Raw genomic sequence first — 17,089 nt, 5'->3', positions numbered from 1 at the left:
AATATGCAACCCATGCTTGCAACCTGCCTGGCCATCAAGGATCAACTGTGGGACGCCATGAAAGGCTCCCTGGCGCCCTACCGGCTCGGCCGCCCGCGCATACGGATTTCGTTCGATATCGACGACACCCTGGCCTGCCTCCCCCACCACAGCGACGTCGAGCACAGCAAGCTCCCGGTGTTCGTTCATCGCTGGCTTGGCGAACCGCTGCGCATTGGCACCCGCTCCCTGACCCGGGAACTGCGCCGTCAGGGCTGCAGCATCTGGGTCTACACCTCCTCCGGCCGCACACCGTCCTATATCAGGCGTTGGCTGATGCTGTACGGCATCCACGTCGACGGCGTGGTCAACAGCGTCCGGCACAACCAGGCCCTGACCGAGCGCGGGCTGGTGAACTCCCCCTCGAAGCTTCCGCCGGCCTTCGATATCGACCTGCATGTCGATGATTCCGAAGGCGTGAAGAGCGAGGGTCATGACCACGGTTTCCGCGTCGTGGTCGTACGTCCGGACGATGAGCGCTGGGCGCAGAGAGTTCTGGACTCGGTAGCTGAACTCCAGGAAACCCTGGATCGACAACAGCAGCCGCTGGCTGCAGCAGCTTGAGCCGTTAACCGCGCGGCTCTTCGCTGACGGACAAAGGTCCTCGACCTGCAGCCTCCTGGAAGCTTGTCCTAAGCCGACTCCGTCAAGGTTGCGGCTTGGCACGGCGCGCGAGCGCCAGCCTTTTCATCGATGGGTTCCTCTACCCCACGCTTCCGTGCCTCCAGCCGCGGAAGACCTCCTGTCGAATCGCCCCACCCCGACGCCGCTGAACTTTGACAGCAGGATCCCCCACGTCCCATGCTGGGCCAACTCGTGACGTCGTAAGAGTCGCCAGCGCCTCGGCGCCGTGGACGATCACGCGACGTACAAGCCTATCCATGAGTCGTACCCCTGACTTCCGGCGCCAGCGCCCATGCCTGACCTCTCGCGTCTCCACAGCCAAATCTCCGAGTGGGTGATCGACCCCGTCACCACCCAACTCTCCGGCCTCTTCGACTTCAGCGGCCGCGTCGGCGCGGTGTTCCTGCTGTGCTCCTATGCGGTCGCCTACGCCCTGTTCCGCTTCCGCCGGCGACGCGGGCAGACCCAGGCGGCGTCGTTCTGGCAATTCATCGGTGGCAGCCGGGTGAACCTGCATCGCTCGGCACTGCTGGACTACCGCTACTACCTGCTGCGCGGCATCCTCAATGTGGCGTTGCTGGTGCCCATCGTCGGGCTGGTCGATCCGTACATCCTGCGCTCGGGCGACTACATCACCTTCTTCACCAACCTGTGGGGCGCACGGCCGCGGATGGGCGAGAACCTCGGCCTGTCGTTGCTCTATGGGCTGGGGGTGTTCCTGGTCAGCGACTTCAAGAACTACTGGGTGCACCGCGCCTTCCACTCACGCTGGCTGTGGGCGTTCCACAAGGTGCATCACTCGGCCATGGTACTGACGCCGATCACCGCCAGCCGCGTGCATTTCGTGGAAAAACTGGCGGCGCAACTGGCCGGCACCCTCCTCCTGGGCGCGTACGCGGGCATCTTCTGGTACCTCTGCGGCGGGCAGATCAGCGCCTATACGCTGTTCGGCGTGACCTACCTGATCTTTATCTTCGATGTGCTGGCCACCAACCTGCGCCACAGCCACGTGTGGCTATCCTTCGGCCCGCTGATCGAGCACGTGATCAACAGCCCAGCCCAGCATCAGATTCACCACAGCGACGCACCCCGGCACTTCAACAGGAACTTCGGCATCAACCTGTCGCTGTGGGACTGGATGTTCGGCACGCTCTACGTCACCCAGCGCACGCCGGAACCGATCCAGTTCGGCGCCGGGGAGCATGACGATGGGAAGTATTCGTCGTTGTGGAGTCTGGTCGCCACGCCCTTCCTGGAAACGGGCCGCAAGCTGTGGCTGGCGCGCCCCAGGGCTCAGCACTCCCAGTGAGGCCGGGCACTAGGCCCGAGCTTGCGCGGCCCTGAGCAAGGCCATGGCCATCTCCTCGATATCGCCTCGCTGATGCAGCCGCTCCAGCCAGTGTGCGGGAATGCCCTGCTTGCCGTAATAGGCGCCGGCGATCTGGCCAGTGATGGCCGCGGTTGTGTCGGCATCCTCACCCAGATTGGCGGCCTCCAGCACGGCGGCGGCGTAGCTGTCGGTGGACCAGAAGCACCAGAGCGATGCTTCCAGCGAAGCAATGCAGTAGCCGGTGCCACGCACCTCTTCCCGACGCTTGTCGCGGAAGCTACCGGCGGCGAGTTCGCGGATGGCGGGCTCGCTGTAACGCTCCGGCGTGAGGGTCAGCAGCTCATTCTTGGATTGGCCAGCCAGGGCGTTGGCCAGCACCTGCGCCAGCAATTGGCAGGACTCGACCGCCTCCGCCGCGCCATGGGTGGTGCGTGAACTTTGCGCCGCGGCTGCCGCGACCTCGCGCTGGTCTGGGTAGTAGTACAGCACGACCGGCGCCAGGCGCATGATCGAGCCATTGCCGGCCGTGGCGGGATCGGTTGAGCCGGCGAAGGGTTCGCCGGTTTCCTGGAAGCTGCTCAGCGCCTGGCGGACAGTCATGCCGATGTCGAAGCACTCCCCGGTCGCACTCCAGTACCCCCACTGCCACCAGTTCAGGTAGCGCGCCATCTGATCCCTGGCGTCGAAGCCATTGCAGGTGAGCAGGCTCTCTCCCAGGCACAGGGCCATGGAAGTGTCGTCGGTCCACTGGCCCGGCTTGAGGGCGAATGGGCCACCGCCGACCATGTCGCTGATCGGCGTGAGGCTCGCGCGCTGGGTGAATTCGAGGGTGGTGCCGACGGCATCACCGCAGGCCAGGCCGAGCAGGCAGCCGGCGTAGCGGTCTGAGAGATCGAGTGGGGCGTTCAAAAGCTGCCTCCGGTGCAGAGTGGTGTCCTGGGCAGCCATCATACGGAGAATGACCGTTGGCGGGGGCCAATGACCTGGGTAATCCGCATGAAACATCCCGCCGCCGCGGGGGCGAAATCAGACTCGATTGGTTGCAGCGATATGGACCTCATCGTCGCGCCGGGCTCCGATGCAAAGGATCAGCACAATCTCGGTGCCATTGATTCGGTAGACGATCCGCACGTCCCCTGTCCGAATTCTGCGAAGGCCCGCCAGGGCACCGCGCAGCGGCTTGCCGATCTTGTCAGGTTCGCCCTCGGCGATTCGCTGGCGGATGACCTTCAGCACGCGCGTTGCTTCAGCACTTCCCAGCAGCCTGAGATCATTTTCGACCTCCGGGTGAAACCGAACGCTCCATTTCATGGCGTGGCGCCTAGCTGAAGCGAGCCTCCATGTCCTCGAGACTCACGGTGGTTTTTTCATCCAGGGTGGACAGGCGCTCGATGGCCAGTCTTTCGGCGCGCAGGTCTTCGAGCTCGTCCTGCAGCGCCTGGTAGGCCTCGACGCCCACCAGCACCGCAGCCGGCTCGTTGTCCTTGAAGATCACCAGGTGGGTGACTTCCCCACTGCTGACTTCCTTCAGTCGTGCGCCGAAATTACGAACCATGGCGGTAGCGGACACTGCCTGATCAGCCCGGTTTAGGAGTGCACTCATTTCGCAGATGCCTCAAATGTTCGCCGTGGATTTAACACATCCGGAAGTGGCGGCAGCCTCGTCGTAACAAGGGAGCCTGGGTGAGGGTCAGATGTGTGCGGTGGTTCGGCAGGAAAGGCTTACCACCCAGGAAGTATTACGCATCAATATACGTAAGACAATACGGACTATTCGACGCATAACCTATTTCAATTTTCATTCCCACACCCCTGCCCCCACACCGGGTACCGCAACCTGTGCCGCTGCCCGGCGCTGTCCTCGTAGGTCATCTCCACCTCGCGAATCCCGCAGAACCCCAGATCCGGCTGTTGCACCACGCGCTTGATGTCGAGTTTCTGGCCGTAGTGGTAGTCCTGCGCCGGTGGTGCGTCCTGCGCGGCGAGGGCCGCGCAGGAGGTGAAGAGAAAAGCCAGGGCGAGCAGCCGGGTCATGGCCGCTCTCCGTTGGAGTTACGCGGCATGGGCGCGCCAGTCATGCTCGGGAGGACTTCGTCGCGGCGGATGAGCCAGTGGAACAGCGCGGCGGCGAGGTGCAGGAGGATGGTGGCCAGCAAGGCGTAGGCGATGAGCGTGTGGGCACTGCGCAGGATGGTGTGCAGTTGCACCGAGGGCGAGACCAGCGCGGGCAGTTCGACGCTGCCCCAGAGCACCACGGGGTAGCCGCCGGCGGATTGCATGGTCCAGCCCACCAGCGGCTGGGTCAGCAGCAGGCCGTAGAGCGCCAGGTGCGAGAGATGCGCGGCGCTGCGTTGCCAGCCGGGCATGTCGCTGGGCAGCGCGGGGATGCGCTGGGTCAGGCGTACCAGGATGCGCAGCAGGACCAGCACCAGCAGCGCGGCGCCCAGGGGTTTATGGATGGCGACCAGGGCAGCGTGGCGCGGGGAGACGCTGGCGACCATGCCCAGGCCGATCAGCAGCATGGCCAGGACCAGCACCGCCATGAGCCAGTGCAGCACGCGCAGGGAGAGCGGGAAGTAGGTCGGTTTCATCAGTGGGTCTCCTGGGCCTGCTCACGGGTGCGGCGATTGAAGGATTCCGAGTAGGCGGCCGAGCGCGCGCTGAGCAGCGGGTCGTCGGAGGCACGGATGCCGTCGGGAAGGATCAGTGGGTCGTAGTTGATGTCGCGGCAGTCGCCGCCGATTTCCGGCTGCAGGCGTTCGATCACCAGTTCACCGGCATCCACGGTGCGGCGGCTGTCGGGCCAGGCCTGGGTCGGATCGACGGTGCTGTCGCCGGCTTCGCCGAGGGTGAACTGCAGGCGCCAGCGCAGCGGTCCGGCGGCGATGCGCTGGGCCAGTTCGTCGGCGAGGAAGTCGGCGTCACCGCGTTTGTCGGCGGCCAGCGGTTCGACCGGCGCCTCGGGCTGCACGGACCAGCGCACCGGCTGCTGCTTGCCGTCCTTGTTCACCAGGTAGAAGGCGTTGAGGCTGTAGTAGGCGCTGTTGGCATAGCTGGAGGAAGGCGTCGAGGATTTGGCCCACTTGAGGAAGGCCTGGGTCTCGGGGTGCGCCTTGAAGAAGGCACCGGCCTTCTCCGGGTCGGGTTTGCCGGTGCCCGGTTGCGGCGCGGTGGCCTGTTGCAGGGCGTAGAAGCTGGCGACGTCACGGACCACGAAGACCGGCATGGCGTTCATCCCGGTGCGCCATTCCTGGCCGTCGGCCGGCTGGAAGCGCAGGGCCAGGCTGCGGATCGGCGCGGCGCCATCGCTGGCCTTGGGGTTGCCGCCGGGGATGGCGAGGCGCCCGACCACCGGCACGCGGCCGACGGAGAACAGGCTGGCACGGGACAGCTCTGCCGCGCCGCCGTTGCTGTCGAAATGGCCGATGACGCACAGGCCCTTGGCGTGGTTGCGCCGGTAGCCGGGATAGACGCCGCCGTTGTGTTCCAGGGTGTTGATGACGCCGGCCGGAGTCAGCCGCTGCGGGTCGAGCCAGCCGGCCACATAGGCGAAGACGGCGGCCACGCCGAGCACCACGGCGCCGATGGCGGCCAGGCGCAGGGGCACGTTGGGTACGGTGGACGGTGTTTCTGTCATTTCCAGCTCCTCAGGCTTAGGCTGAATGCGTTGAGCCGGTACGACGCACCGTGCAACGGGTTATTCCCGCCCCCGGCGAGAAAATTATTTTTTCCCGTGGTGGGAATAGATCGCCGCGGCATTCGTCTTTCTCGCTCGAACCCACCCATTCCTGGCACGCCGATGCAAGCACTGGACGACCATTCCCTGCGCGAACTGCTGCCCCGGCTGCGGCGCTTCGCGCTGTCGCTGACCCGCAGCGCGAGCAGCGCCGACGACCTGGTCCAGGTCACCCTGGAGAAGGCGTTGTCGGCCTGGGGTGGCCGTCGCGACGACGGCGATCTGCGCGCCTGGCTGTTCTCGATCCTCTACCGGCAGTTCATCGACGGGCAGCGCCGGGCCAGGCGCTATGCGCGCATCCTCAGCCTGTTCGGCGCGGACAGCGCGGTGAGCGCATCGCCGGAAGAGATCGTCAGCGCACGCTCGACGCTGGAGGCCTTCGAGCGCCTGCCCGCCGAGCAGCGCGCGCTGCTGACGCTGGTCAGCGTCGAGGGCCTGAGCTACCGCGAGGTGGCCGCGGCACTGGATATTCCCATGGGCACCGTCATGTCCCGCCTGTCGCGCGCCCGCACGGCGCTGCGCGCGCTGAGCGAAGGACAGGCGGCGACTCCTTCCTTGCGGGTACTCAAATGAACGAACGCATTCCCGACGGCACTCCCCAGGAACAGGACCTGCACGCCTACCTCGACGACCAGTTGGAGCCGGCACGCCGCCAGTGGGTGGAAGCCTGGCTCGCCGCCCACCCGGACGACGCCCGCCGCGTGGAAGGCTGGCGCCAGGACGCCCAGCAACTGCGCGCGGCCTTCGCCGGCCAGGCGCGCGGAACCCTGCCCGAGCAGCTCGACCCGGCGCGGATCCGCCGGCAGGTCCAGCAACGCCGGCGTTCACGCCTGGCCACGGCGGCGGCCTTGCTGATTGCCCTGGGCGTAGGCGGCATGGGCGGCTGGCAGATGCGCGGCGACGCGATGCTGCGCGGCATGCTGCCGATGCAGGACGCGGTGCAGGCTTACCGCCTGTTCGCCGATGCCAGCCAGAGCGGCCTGGACCTGCGCGACGGCGGCGACCTGCATGGCTGGCTGGCGCGCTACCTGAAGGGCGCCACCCCGCCGCCCGCGCTGGAACGGGTCGGCCTGAAGACCGTCGGCGCGCGCCTGCTCGCCACCGAGCAGGGCGCTGCGGCGCTGGTGATCTACGAAGACGGCCAGGGCCGCCGCCTGACCTTCTTCATCCGCCCGCCGGGCCCGCGCCACGAGATGCTGCCGCCGGGGCAACGTACCGACGGCGACCTGCTGGCGCGCTACTGGAGCCAGGGCAGCTACAACTACGCGCTCGTCGCCCGCAGCGACGATCCGCAGGCGCAGGCGGTGGGGCAACTGGTGGGTTTCTGATCCGTAGCCAAAGCCGGTGGATGTGTCTGGAACGGGAACTTTCCTGAAAATCGCAATAGACAATTACCGCGAAAAAACCTGCAACATTTTGTTACGGCCTCTAGTCTAAAAACGCGCGTGGAAAAGACGAACCGCGGAAATCGCCACGGCCTGGGACCAATCCCGGCCGGCCGATCCGCCCGGAGCCCCTTCGCGGGCTGAGTTCGCACCCCCGCTTCGCTCGCCCCCTGGCGCGAGCACACCACCGTGAACTGACTTGGCAAGACACGTCCATGCCCCTCGACAACGAGCGGACGGGTGTTGCCTCAGGAGCCGAAATGACCGAACACCCCAAGGGCTTCACCCGGCGCCAGCTGCTGAAGTCCTCCGCCGCCTCCCTGGCCGTCGGTGCCGCCGCCAGCAGCCAGGCCGCCACCGTGATCGGCACGCCGAAATGGCTGCCCTTCGACCACAACGGCCCGCTGCACTACGACAGCCCTGGCTGGCAGTTCTTCACCGCCGAGGAAGCCACCGAGGTGGAAGCGATAGTCGAGCAGCTGATTCCCGCCGACGAGCTGAGCGTCAGCGGCAAGGATGCCGGTTGCGCGGTGTTCATCGACCGCCAGCTGGTCAGTGACTACGGCGACTTCGGCCGGCTGTACATGGTCGGCCCCTTCACTCCCGGCACGCCGGCCCAGGCCGACCAGTCGCCGCTGGTGCCGCGCGAGCGCTACCGCATCGGCCTGGCCGCGCTGGGCAAGTACTGCCAGGGCCAGTTCCAGAAGAACTTCAGCGCGCTGCCCGGCGAGCAGCGCGACCAGGTACTGACCGACCTGGAGAAAGGCGCCATCACCCTGGAGGGCATCGACGCCAAGCTGTTCTTCCAGCAGGTGCTGGACAACACCATGGAAGGCTTCTTCGCCGACCCGATCTATGGCGGCAACCGCGACATGGTGTCGTGGAAGATGCTCGGTTTCCCCGGCGCGCGTTACGACTATCGCGACTACATCGCGCTGCACAACCAGAAGCTGGACCTCGTGCCGCTCTCCATCATCGGCAGCTCCGCCTGGACCAGGAAGGGATAACCAGACATGGCCAAGAAACTACCTTCCACCGATGTGGTGGTCGTCGGACTCGGCTGGGCCGGTTCCATCATCGCCCATGAACTGGCCGACGCCGGCCTCAACGTGATCGGCTTCGAACGCGGGCCGTGGCGCGATACCGCCGCCGACTTCAACCTCGCCTCGGCCGCCGACGAGCTGCGCTACAACCGTCGCCAGGAACTGATGCTGCGCACCCGGCAGAACACCTGCACGATGCGCAACAAGGAAACGGAAACAGCCTTGCCGATGCGTTCCTGGGGCTCGTTCCACCCCGGCAACGGCACCGGCGGCGCCGGCAACCACTGGGCCGGCATCACCTTCCGCTTCCAGCCCGAGGAATTCCGCCTGGCCAGCCACCTGAAGGAACGCTACGGCAAGGAAGTCCCCGAAGAACTGACCCTGCAGGACTGGGGCACCACCTGGGAAGAAATGGAGCCGCACTACGACGCCTTCGAACGCCTGGCCGGGGTGTCCGGCAAGGCCGGCAACCTGGGCGGCAGCATCGTCGAGGGCGGCAATCCCTTCGAAGGCGCCCGCTCGCGCGAATACCCCAACCCGCCCACCGCGCAGACCTACGCCCCGACGCTGTTCGCCGAGGCCGCGCGCAACCTGGGCTACAAGCCTTTCCCGGTGCCCTCGGCGCTGGCCTCCCAGGGCTACACCAACCAGTTGGGCGTAACCATGGGGCCCTGCACCTTCTGCGGCTTCTGCACCAACTACGGCTGCGCCAACTATTCCAAGGCCAGTGCCATCGTCAACGTGATGCCGGCACTGATCCGCAAGCCCAATTTCAGCGCGCGGACCAACTCCGAAGTGCTCAAGGTAACGCTGGACAGCAGCGGCCAGCGCGCCACCGGCATCGTCTACGTCGACTCCAGCGGCGAGGAATGGGAACAGCCGGCGGATATCGTCGTCGCCGCGTTCATCTTCGAGAACGTGCGGCTGATGCTGCTCTCCGGCGTGGGCGAGCCCTATAACCCGATCGCCAATACCGGCACCACCGGGCGCAACTTCGCCTACCAGACGGCCAACAGCGTGAAGCTGTTCTTCAAGGACAGGAACTTCAATCCCTTCATCGGTGGCGGCGCCATCGGCATGGGTATCGACGAGTTCAACAACGACAACTTCGACCATTCCGGCCTGGGCTTCGTCGGCGGCGGCAGCACCCGCGTGACGCCCATCGGCGCCGCCCCCATCGACTCGCGCCCCACGCCTCCCGGCACGCCGACCTGGGGTTCGCAGTGGAAGAAGGCCACGGTGGAAAGCTATCTGAGCAACATGTCCATCGGCTGCGAAGCCAGCAGCTACACCACCCGCGGCAACTACCTGTCGCTGGACCCGAACTACAACGACCCCCACGGCCGGCCGCTGCTGCGCATTACCTTCGACTTCCCGGAGAACGACCTGCGCATGGCGCAGTACTGCACCGACAAGGTCGCCGAGATCGCCCGCAGCATGAACCCGCAGCAGATCGTCCCGGCACCGCGCAAGGGGCCCTGGTCCAACACCTCGTACCAGTCCTCGCACATCGTCGGCGGCTTCATCATGGGTGCCAACCCGAAGAACAGCTCGGTGAACAAGCACCTGCAGGTCTGGGGCGTGCCCAACCTGTTCGTGGTGGGCTCCTCGGCCTTCCCGCAGAACCCCGGCTACAACCCCACCGGCACCGTCGGCGCGCTGGCGTTCAAGGCTGCCGATGCGATCCGTCGGCTGTACCTCAAGCGCCCCGGGGAGATGATCAGCGTATGAAGACTCTTCTCTCCCTCGGCACCCTCGCCCTGCTCGGCCTGAACCTGCAGCCTGCCTGCGCGGGCACCGGAGCGGACTCCTACAACCTGGTGGAAAAAGGCCGCTATCTGGCCGTGCTCGGTGACTGCACCGCCTGCCATACAGTGCCGGGCCAGGCGCCGTTCGCCGGTGGCGTGGCCATCGAAACACCGTTCGGCAAGCTGGTGGGCGCCAACATCACGCCGGATGCGGAAACCGGCCTGGGTCGCTGGAGTTTCGACGACTTCCAGGCGGTGATGTCCAGCGGACACTCCCGCGGCGGCAAGCGCCTCTACGGTGCCATGCCCTTCACCGCCTACACCAAGGTGCGCCGAGAGGACAACCTTGCGCTCTGGTCCTACCTGCAGACCCTGGAGCCGGTGCACAACCCGGTGCAGACCAACCAACTGCCCTTCCCCTTCAGCGTGCGCACCAGCCTGATCGGCTGGAACTGGCTGAACTTCACCCAGGGCGAGTTCGTCCCCACGCCGGACAAGTCGCCGCAGTGGAACCGCGGCGCCTACCTGGTGGAAGGCCTGGGCCATTGCGGCACCTGCCACACGCCGAAGAACCTGATCGGCGGCGACGACAACGATCGCTTCCTCGCCGGCGCCAACCTGCAGGGCTGGGTCGCCCCGGACATCACCGCCAACCCGCACAGCGGTATCGGCCAGTGGAGCACCGAGGACCTGGTGCAATACCTGAAGACCGGCGCCAACCGCTTCGACATCGCCTCCGGCCCCATGGCCGAAGCGGTGGAGAATTCCACCCAGCACTGGAGCGACGAAGACCTGTTGGCCGTGGCGGTGTACCTCAAGGATGGCGCGGCTGAGAAATCGGCTCCGACGCCGGTGGCCGCCAGCGACGCGGCGATGGTGGCGGGCAAGGCGATCTACGCCGACCGCTGCTCCGCCTGCCACGTCAGCAGCGGCGCCGGGGTGAAGAACCTGTTCCCGACCCTGGCCGCCGCACCGCTGGTGAACAACGACGACCCGACCTCGCTGATCCGCGTGGTACTGGCCGGCAGCCGCGCCGGTGGCACCGACGCCGCGCCCACCGCACCGGCCATGCCGGCGTTCGCCTGGAACCTCGATGACGAGAAGGTCGCCAACGTCCTCACCTACGTGCGCAACACCTGGGGCAACGCGGCGGCACCGGTGACCGCCGGCCAGGTGGCGGACCTGCGCAAGGAGCTGGCCAAGTAAGGGCCGCGCGGCGATGCCAGACGGATCGTAGGAGCGGACTCTGACCGCGATGTGCAACCGGCCGGTTCGGCGGGGACGGGGATCGATCGCGGACGGAGTCCGCTCCTACGTATCCTGATGTTCAGCGATTCTGCTGGGCGTAGGGCGCATAACGCCTATGGCGTTATCCGCCGCCTCGGCGGATAACCCGTACCGGGTTATACGCCCTACGAAACTGGCGCAGCAGGCAGCCACGAACGTAGGAGCGGACTCTGTCCGCGATGGGCCCGGCGCGATGCGGACCTGCCGCGGACGGAGTCGGCTCCTGCGATCCCTGAAGCGCAGCCTCACTTCAGGTGACGCTCGGCGGCGATTTCCGGCAGGTCGGTGCGGCGCAGGTAGGTGAGCAGGGCCTCGCTCAGGTTCAGGCGGTCGTGGATGTTCTGCTCGACGAGAATCTCCAGACATTCGCGACTGAGGGTCATGACCTCACCGCTCTTCGGCGCCCAGACGAACTCGCAGGCCGGACGGATGCTGTCCTCGGCCACGTCCATGCCGAAGGAGTCCTCGCTGAAACGCACGATGTACTTGCCGGTCTTGAGGTTGAAGCCGACGAAGCCGGACAGGCCGTCGGCGGCGTTGCAGATATCGCTGGAAGTGATGGCCATGATGGTGCCCCCTGGATTTTTCCTGTTATGGATTCGCACGCAGGAGGTCCCCGTTTCTGTGAGCGGGTGAACGGCGGATTCTGACAGCCTTGTCCTCGGCTGCTCAGGGGCGGGTTGTCGCACCCTCGGCGGCGGCAGTCCCGATCACGGAATGGCGTCCAGCCATGGCCATAGCGCGCGCAGCCTCCGCCATCCGGGAAGTTCGGCGTTGCGCAGTTCGCGAGCAAGCTCGCTCCTACAGGTGGCATGGCGGCTTGGCTGTACAGCCTCACTACGGCGTACGCCGCACGAGACTTCGCGGACAAGGTCCGCTCCTACGAACAGTCTTGCGCCGTGTTGACCGGCACCGTAGAAGCGGACTCCGTCCGCGATTGTTCGCAGGTCACGACACGGAGTGACCGTGGATGCCCAAGCAGCCCCGTAGGGCGCATAACGCCTGCGGCGTTATCCGCCGTTTTGGCGGATAACCCGTTCCGCGTTATGCGCCCTACGGATACTCGTCAGCGATCAGGCGCCCTGGGTCAGGTGTCTGGCGATGGCGGATCGCAGCGGCGGCAGGTTCTGCGCCAGGCGCAGGCCGGCGTTGCGCAGCAGGCGCACCGGCGGGCGCGGGTCGGTGTACAGGCCGACGATCATCCGCGTGGCCTGGTACAGCGGCCAGGTCGCCAGGCGGTGGGCCATGGCGTAGCGGCGCAGCGGCCAGGTGCCGCCGATATCGCCGCCGCGGCGATGGGTCGCGAGGATTTCGTTGGCCAGCCGGCGCTGACTCTGCAGGCCGAAGTTGAAACCGTGGGCGGTCACCGGGTGCATGCCCACGGCGGCATCGCCGATCAGCGCGCTGCGCGGGCCGACAAAGCGGTCCGAGTACACGCCCACCAGCGGATAACTGTGGCGCGGGCCGAGCAGCTGCATGCCACCCAGGCGGCGGTCGAAGCGGCGTTCCATTTCGCGGGCGAAGGCGTTTTCGTCCAGTTCCAGCAGCGGCGCCATCTCGCGCTGCGGCAGGGTCAGCACCACCGAGGAGCGCTCGCCGTTGATCGGCAGCAGCGCCAGGGTCTGGCCGTAGCCGAACCATTCCCAGGCGACGTTGTGGTGCGGTTTTTCGTGGGCCATGCGGCAGACCATCATGGTCTTGCCGAAATCTTCCATGTGCGCGCCGATACCGAGCATGCGGCGAGTCTCGGAGAAGCGACTGTCGGCCGCCACCAGCAGGCGTGCGTGGACGCGGCTGTCGTCGTCCAGGGTCAGCGACACGCCATCGGGCTGCACCTGCACGGTTCGCAATGCACGGCCGCAGACCAGCGAGACATCCGCACACTCGTGTACTGCATCGAAGGCGGCGCGGCGGATCATCTGGTTGGAAACGAAGTACCCCAGCTGCTCGGCGCCGGCCTGCCCGGCCTCGATGCGCAGGGTGAACAGCGAGGGGCCATTGAGCACCTGGGCATCGCGCAGCGGCGAGACTTCCTCGGGATCGATCCGCGACCACATCCCCAGCCGCTGGAGTTCGGCGCGCGAAGCGTGAGTCAGCGCGATCTCCCGGCCGTCCTCGGCAGGCTCGGCCACGGCGGCCAGCGGCTGACGGTCGATCAGCAGGATCGACAGGCCGTTGCCCGACAGCGAGCGGGCCAGGCAAAGCCCGGCGGGGCCGGCGCCGACGATGGCGATGTCCACGTGCATGGGTGACTCCTTTCGCTTGGGATGGGCGGTTCGGGAGTCTAGGCCGGCCATTGGCCGGTTTTCTTGCCGTGGATCAGTGGCCCGCGGCGAATACCTCCAAATAGAGGGCTTCCGCCGGAAGACCCTAGATGGACAAACGCACTCCCCGCTCGGGATCGATCACCGTCGCGCCGCGGCGCTTGTTCACCACCAGCTCGCCGATCTCGATCAGCCGGGTACGCGTGACGTTGCGGCTCAGGCCCAGCAGGTTGGCGGTGTGCACCTGGTTGCAGTGGCAGAAGCGATAGGCCGCACGCAGCAGCGTATCCTCCACCCGTGCATGCAGGTTGCCGCCCTGCTCCTCGAACAAGCGCTGGAAGGCCTGCTGGAGAATCTGCTCGGCGCCCAGGGACTCCAGCCGTGGCTCCTCGCTGCGTTCGATACGCAGGTTGGACAGGTGCAGGTCTTCGGCACGCACCACGCCGTCGCGGCAGATCAGCAGGGTGTGGTGGATGACGTTCTCCAGCTCGCGGATGTTCCCCGGCCAGGAATAGCTGCGCAGCTTCTGCGCGGCTTCCGCGCTCAGCTGGCTCTGCCCGTAGCCCAGGCGCCGGCTGTATTCGGCGATGAAGTGGCGGGTCAACGGGAGGATGTCGCCGGGCCGCTCGCGCAGCGGCGACAGCTCCAGGCTGACGACGTTGAGCCGGTAGTACAGGTCCTCGCGGAAGTGCCCGGCGTTGATCGCCTTCTCCAGTTGCACGTTGGTGGCCGCCAGCACCCGCACGTTGATCGGGATGCTCTTGCGCGAGCCCAGGCGCACCACTTCGCGCTCCTGCAGCACGCGCAGCAGCTTGACCTGGATCGGCATCGGCAGGTCGCCGATCTCGTCGAGGAACAGCGTGCCGCCATTGGCTTCCTCGAACCAGCCGGCCTTGGCCGCCAGCGCGCCGGTGAAGGCGCCCTTCTCGTGGCCGAACAGTTCGGCCTCCACCAGGGATTCGGAGAAGGCTCCGCAGTTCACCGCCACAAACGGCCCGCCGCGACGCGCACTGAGGTTGTGGATGTGCCGCGCCACCAGCTCCTTGCCGGTGCCGGTCTCGCCGATGATCAGCACGCTGGCCTCGCTGGGCGCGACCTGCTGCAGGTGATCGAGCAGCGCCTGGGATTTCGGGTCCTCGAAGACCTGGGCAGTGGCGCGGATGGAAGTGGCCAGCGCGGGGGACTTGGGCAGGGTCAGCAGACCCTCGGGTGTGGTCGCGTTCATGAGTAGAAAGTCGGTTGCGGCAGTTGCTGGTTCAGCGCCCAGTCGCCCAGCTCGCGGACCTTGTAGTCCACCGGGTCGTGCAGGGTCTGGGTGCGCAGGTTGCGCCAGTAGCGGTCGATACGCAGCGCAGCATGAGTGGAGCGCGCGCCAGTGACCTCGAACAGGCGGTTGCAGATTTCCAGGCCGTTGCGCGTCGCCGCGACCTTGGCGGTGGCGATGGCTACGGCCAGTCGCCCACGCTCCTCGGCGTCCAGCGCGGCGCCCTTGCTCCAGGCGTCGTCGAGCAATTGCGCGGCACGCCGCACCAGCAGGCGGGTGCTTTCCAGGCCGACCCAGAACTCGCCGTAGTGGCCGAGCACGTAGGGGTCTTCGGCCACCGTGGCGACGTTGGCGCGGAACCACGGGCGGGCTTCCTTGAGCGTGTATTGCCGCGCCTCCTCGAACGCACCTTCGGCGATGCCGAGGAAGACGTGGGTGAAGATCAGTTGGGCAATCAGCGGACGCAAGCAGGCGAACGGCGTGCTCAGCGGGCCCGGATCGAGCAGCAGCTCGCTCTCCTCCACCCGCACGCGCTCGAAGGTGGCGCTGCCGCTGTCGGTCTGGCGCTGGCCCATGTTGTCCCAGTCGTGGGCCAGGCTGATGCCGCTGCGCGCGGTGGGGATGGCGGCGATCAGCAACTTGCCGCCCTCGCCGTCCAGCGCCGAGGCGATGAGCATTTCCGAATCCAGCGCGCCGGAACAGAAACTCTTGCGCCCGGAGAACTCGCGCCAGCCGGCGAAGGTGCGCGACACGGTGCGGGTATCCAGCGGGTTCAGCGCGTTGCCCCAGAACCATTGGTTGCGCGCGGTCAACTCGAACCACGGCTGCCACTGCTCGGGCCTGGAGAACAGGCGCACGGTGGCCAGCATCAGGTGCTGGAAGCCGAACACGTGGGCGATGGAGCTGTCGACCACGGCGAACTGGCGGACGATGTCCAGCGTGGTGCTCCAGTCGGCGCCGAGGCCACCGTACTCGGTGGGGATGATCAGCGACAGCAGGCCGCTCTGGCGCAGCGCGTCGCGCTCGGCCTTCGGCGTGCCGCCACGGATGTCGCGCTCGGCGGCGGTTTCGGCGAAACCGGCGGCCAGGCGCCGGGCTATCTGCGCGGGTGTCTGTGCGTCGAGACGCGTCTTGGCGTTCACGCTCGCTTCCTCTTCTGAATTTTGCGGGCGCGCCGGGCTCCTGCCCGGCGAGTCGGGGCGTGGAGTGCCGGCTCAGCCGGCCTTGCGTCCGGGCAGCACGTCGTTGGCGATCATTTCGCCGAAGGGCCCGGTGAGGTTGGTCACGCCGCGCCCGGCGAGGCTGGCGTAGGGCTCGGGCAGCAGCGGGAAGACCAGTTCGGCGAAGCGGTAGGCTTCTTCCAGGTGCGGGTAGCCGGAGAAGATGAAGCTGTCGATCCCCAGGTCCGCGTACTCCTTGATGCGCTCGGCGACCTGCTGCGGATCGCCCACCAGCGCGGTGCCGGCGCCGCCGCGCACCAGGCCGACACCGGCCCAGAGGTTGGGGTAGATCTCCAGCTGGTCACGCCGCCCGCCGTGCAGCGCGGCCATGCGCCGCTGGCCTTCGGAATCGAAGCGGGCGAAGGACTTCTGCGCGTTGGCGATGGTCTCGTCGGAGATGTTGGCGATCAGCCTGTCGGCGGCCTGCCAGGCTTCCTCGGCGGTCTCGCGGACGATCACGTGCAGGCGGATGCCAAACTTCACGCTGCGGCCCTGCTTCGCGGCCTTTTCGCGCACGTCCGCGATCTTCTGCGCGACCGCTTGCGGCGGCTCGCCCCAGGTCAGGTAGACGTCCACCTGCTCGGCGGCCAGGTCGTGGGCCTCGGCCGAGGAGCCGCCGAAGTACAGCGGCGGGTACGGCTTCTGCACCGGCGGATAGAGCGCCTTGGCGTTCTCCACCTGCAGGTGCTTGCCGGCGAAGTCCACGGACTCGCCCTGCAGCACGCGGCGCCAGATGCGCAGGAATTCGTCGGTGACTTCGTAGCGCTCGGCGTGGCTGAGGTGGATGCCGTCGCCACGGTTTTCATCCGGGTCGCCGCCGGTCACCACGTTGATCAGCAGGCGTCCGCCGGAGAGGCGATCCAGGGTCGCGGCCATGCGCGCGGAAACCGTCGGCGAGATGATCCCCGGACGGATTGCCACCAGGTAGCGCAGGCGCTCGGTGAGCGGCGCCAGGGCCGAGGCGACGACCCACGAGTCCTCGCAGGAGCGGCCGGTGGGAATCAGCACGCCGTAGTAGCCGAGGGAATCGGCAGCCTGGGCGATCTGCTTCAGATACGGCAGCGACACCGGGCGCGCGCCCTCGCTGGTACCGAGGAAGTGGCCGTCGCCGTGAGTGGGCAGGAACCAGAACACGTTCATCGCTGGCTC

18 protein-coding genes are annotated in these 17,089 nt (G+C 66.9%); 7 read left to right on the top strand and 11 right to left on the bottom strand.

Features of this window, described 5'->3' with window-relative positions:
• Positions 1–57 precede the first annotated feature (57 nt).
• Both HNP46_RS09990 and HNP46_RS09985 read left to right on the top strand, forming a co-directional pair.
• Positions 58–603 carry a hypothetical protein gene (locus HNP46_RS09990; RefSeq protein WP_184588729.1) on the top strand — a complete coding sequence of 182 codons (546 nt, stop codon included), beginning with the start codon at positions 58–60 and terminating at the stop codon, positions 601–603.
• Positions 604–955: 352 nt separating this feature from the next.
• The gene (locus HNP46_RS09985) at positions 956–1,972 is read left to right on the top strand and encodes a sterol desaturase family protein (RefSeq protein WP_184588329.1); all 1,017 of its coding nucleotides are present in this window, start codon (positions 956–958) and stop codon (positions 1,970–1,972) included.
• Between the two features lie 9 nt (positions 1,973–1,981).
• Here the strand turns inward: HNP46_RS09985 and HNP46_RS09980 are convergent, their stop codons facing one another.
• The 6 genes from HNP46_RS09980 to HNP46_RS09955 all read right to left on the bottom strand — a co-directional run bounded on the left by HNP46_RS09980 (position 1,982) and on the right by HNP46_RS09955 (position 5,630).
• A complete protein-coding gene (locus HNP46_RS09980; RefSeq protein ID WP_184588327.1) occupies positions 1,982–2,902 on the bottom strand; it encodes an ADP-ribosylglycohydrolase family protein in 921 nt (306 codons plus the stop codon).
• 117 nt (positions 2,903–3,019) lie between these two features.
• Positions 3,020–3,304: a type II toxin-antitoxin system RelE family toxin gene (locus HNP46_RS09975; protein WP_184588325.1), complete on the bottom strand. Its 285-nt coding sequence runs from the start codon at positions 3,302–3,304 to the stop codon at positions 3,020–3,022.
• A 10-nt stretch (positions 3,305–3,314) separates the two neighbouring features.
• Positions 3,315–3,596 (bottom strand): type II toxin-antitoxin system prevent-host-death family antitoxin, encoded by a 282-nt coding sequence (locus tag HNP46_RS09970; RefSeq protein ID WP_184588323.1) that lies wholly within the window; start codon positions 3,594–3,596, stop codon positions 3,315–3,317.
• Between the two features lie 188 nt (positions 3,597–3,784).
• A complete protein-coding gene (locus tag HNP46_RS09965) occupies positions 3,785–4,027 on the bottom strand; it encodes a DUF2790 domain-containing protein (protein WP_184588320.1) in 243 nt (80 codons plus the stop codon).
• Positions 4,024–4,584 carry a cytochrome b gene (locus tag HNP46_RS09960; RefSeq protein WP_184588317.1) on the bottom strand — a complete coding sequence of 187 codons (561 nt, stop codon included), beginning with the start codon at positions 4,582–4,584 and terminating at the stop codon, positions 4,024–4,026. Before HNP46_RS09960 ends, HNP46_RS09965 begins: the two co-directional genes overlap by 4 nt.
• Positions 4,584–5,630: a catalase family peroxidase gene (locus HNP46_RS09955; RefSeq protein ID WP_184588315.1), complete on the bottom strand. Its 1,047-nt coding sequence runs from the start codon at positions 5,628–5,630 to the stop codon at positions 4,584–4,586. Before HNP46_RS09955 ends, HNP46_RS09960 begins: the two co-directional genes overlap by 1 nt.
• A gap of 162 nt (positions 5,631–5,792) precedes the next feature.
• Here HNP46_RS09955 and HNP46_RS09950 point away from each other — a divergent pair, with 162 nt between their 5' ends.
• From HNP46_RS09950 to HNP46_RS09930, 5 genes are all read left to right on the top strand, one after another.
• Complete coding sequence (locus HNP46_RS09950) at positions 5,793–6,302, top strand: sigma-70 family RNA polymerase sigma factor (RefSeq protein ID WP_184588313.1); 510 nt, start codon at positions 5,793–5,795, stop codon at positions 6,300–6,302.
• Entirely contained in the window at positions 6,299–7,057 is a 759-nt protein-coding gene (locus HNP46_RS09945; RefSeq protein ID WP_184588310.1) for an anti-sigma factor family protein, read from the top strand. The genes HNP46_RS09950 and HNP46_RS09945 overlap by 4 nt, the downstream gene beginning before the upstream one ends.
• 317 nt (positions 7,058–7,374) lie before the next feature.
• Positions 7,375–8,121 carry a gluconate 2-dehydrogenase subunit 3 family protein gene (locus tag HNP46_RS09940; RefSeq protein WP_184588308.1) on the top strand — a complete coding sequence of 249 codons (747 nt, stop codon included), beginning with the start codon at positions 7,375–7,377 and terminating at the stop codon, positions 8,119–8,121.
• A gap of 6 nt (positions 8,122–8,127) precedes the next feature.
• On the top strand, positions 8,128–9,888 hold the full coding sequence (locus HNP46_RS09935; RefSeq protein WP_184588306.1) for a GMC family oxidoreductase: 1,761 nt from the start codon (positions 8,128–8,130) through the stop codon (positions 9,886–9,888).
• Positions 9,885–11,111, top strand: coding sequence for a c-type cytochrome (locus HNP46_RS09930; protein ID WP_184588304.1), 1,227 nt, complete (start codon positions 9,885–9,887; stop codon positions 11,109–11,111). The genes HNP46_RS09935 and HNP46_RS09930 overlap by 4 nt, the downstream gene beginning before the upstream one ends.
• Before the next feature lie 326 nt (positions 11,112–11,437).
• Here the strand turns inward: HNP46_RS09930 and HNP46_RS09925 are convergent, their stop codons facing one another.
• The 5 genes from HNP46_RS09925 to ssuD all read right to left on the bottom strand — a co-directional run bounded on the left by HNP46_RS09925 (position 11,438) and on the right by ssuD (position 17,080).
• Positions 11,438–11,758, bottom strand: coding sequence for a DUF2025 family protein (locus tag HNP46_RS09925; protein ID WP_184588302.1), 321 nt, complete (start codon positions 11,756–11,758; stop codon positions 11,438–11,440).
• A gap of 507 nt (positions 11,759–12,265) precedes the next feature.
• Complete coding sequence (ubiM, locus tag HNP46_RS09920) at positions 12,266–13,438, bottom strand: 5-demethoxyubiquinol-8 5-hydroxylase UbiM (RefSeq protein ID WP_184588300.1); 1,173 nt, start codon at positions 13,436–13,438, stop codon at positions 12,266–12,268.
• Positions 13,439–13,562: 124 nt separating this feature from the next.
• Positions 13,563–14,681: a sigma-54 interaction domain-containing protein gene (locus tag HNP46_RS09915; protein ID WP_184588298.1), complete on the bottom strand. Its 1,119-nt coding sequence runs from the start codon at positions 14,679–14,681 to the stop codon at positions 13,563–13,565.
• Positions 14,678–15,862, bottom strand: coding sequence for an acyl-CoA dehydrogenase family protein (locus HNP46_RS09910; RefSeq protein WP_184588296.1), 1,185 nt, complete (start codon positions 15,860–15,862; stop codon positions 14,678–14,680). The genes HNP46_RS09915 and HNP46_RS09910 overlap by 4 nt, the downstream gene beginning before the upstream one ends.
• A gap of 72 nt (positions 15,863–15,934) precedes the next feature.
• Positions 15,935–17,080 (bottom strand): FMNH2-dependent alkanesulfonate monooxygenase, encoded by a 1,146-nt coding sequence (gene ssuD / locus HNP46_RS09905; protein WP_184588294.1) that lies wholly within the window; start codon positions 17,078–17,080, stop codon positions 15,935–15,937.
• Positions 17,081–17,089 lie beyond the last annotated feature (9 nt).

Origin of the sequence: Pseudomonas nitroreducens (assembly GCF_014204515.1) — a bacterium.
GTDB lineage: Bacteria > Pseudomonadota > Gammaproteobacteria > Pseudomonadales > Pseudomonadaceae > Pseudomonas > Pseudomonas nitritireducens_A.
The sequence above is the reverse complement of the archived record's forward strand: the minus strand, read 5'-3'. Positions and strand labels throughout refer to the sequence as shown.

Excerpts from the sequence above, each read along its gene's own strand:
- HNP46_RS09990 (WP_184588729.1), top strand. The coding sequence starts at position 58 with ATGAAAGGCTCCCTGGCGCCCTACCGGCTCGGCCGCCCGCGCATACGG.
- HNP46_RS09985 (WP_184588329.1), top strand. The coding sequence starts at position 956 with ATGCCTGACCTCTCGCGTCTCCACAGCCAAATCTCCGAGTGGGTGATC.
- HNP46_RS09975 (WP_184588325.1), bottom strand. The coding sequence starts at position 3,304 with ATGAAATGGAGCGTTCGGTTTCACCCGGAGGTCGAAAATGATCTCAGG.
- HNP46_RS09970 (WP_184588323.1), bottom strand. The coding sequence starts at position 3,596 with ATGAGTGCACTCCTAAACCGGGCTGATCAGGCAGTGTCCGCTACCGCC.
- HNP46_RS09965 (WP_184588320.1), bottom strand. The coding sequence starts at position 4,027 with ATGACCCGGCTGCTCGCCCTGGCTTTTCTCTTCACCTCCTGCGCGGCC.
- HNP46_RS09960 (WP_184588317.1), bottom strand. The coding sequence starts at position 4,584 with ATGAAACCGACCTACTTCCCGCTCTCCCTGCGCGTGCTGCACTGGCTC.
- HNP46_RS09955 (WP_184588315.1), bottom strand. The coding sequence starts at position 5,630 with ATGACAGAAACACCGTCCACCGTACCCAACGTGCCCCTGCGCCTGGCC.
- HNP46_RS09950 (WP_184588313.1), top strand. The coding sequence starts at position 5,793 with ATGCAAGCACTGGACGACCATTCCCTGCGCGAACTGCTGCCCCGGCTG.
- HNP46_RS09945 (WP_184588310.1), top strand. The coding sequence starts at position 6,299 with ATGAACGAACGCATTCCCGACGGCACTCCCCAGGAACAGGACCTGCAC.
- HNP46_RS09940 (WP_184588308.1), top strand. The coding sequence starts at position 7,375 with ATGACCGAACACCCCAAGGGCTTCACCCGGCGCCAGCTGCTGAAGTCC.
- HNP46_RS09935 (WP_184588306.1), top strand. The coding sequence starts at position 8,128 with ATGGCCAAGAAACTACCTTCCACCGATGTGGTGGTCGTCGGACTCGGC.
- HNP46_RS09930 (WP_184588304.1), top strand. The coding sequence starts at position 9,885 with ATGAAGACTCTTCTCTCCCTCGGCACCCTCGCCCTGCTCGGCCTGAAC.
- HNP46_RS09925 (WP_184588302.1), bottom strand. The coding sequence starts at position 11,758 with ATGGCCATCACTTCCAGCGATATCTGCAACGCCGCCGACGGCCTGTCC.
- ubiM (WP_184588300.1), bottom strand. The coding sequence starts at position 13,438 with ATGCACGTGGACATCGCCATCGTCGGCGCCGGCCCCGCCGGGCTTTGC.
- HNP46_RS09915 (WP_184588298.1), bottom strand. The coding sequence starts at position 14,681 with ATGAACGCGACCACACCCGAGGGTCTGCTGACCCTGCCCAAGTCCCCC.
- ssuD (WP_184588294.1), bottom strand. The coding sequence starts at position 17,080 with ATGAACGTGTTCTGGTTCCTGCCCACTCACGGCGACGGCCACTTCCTC.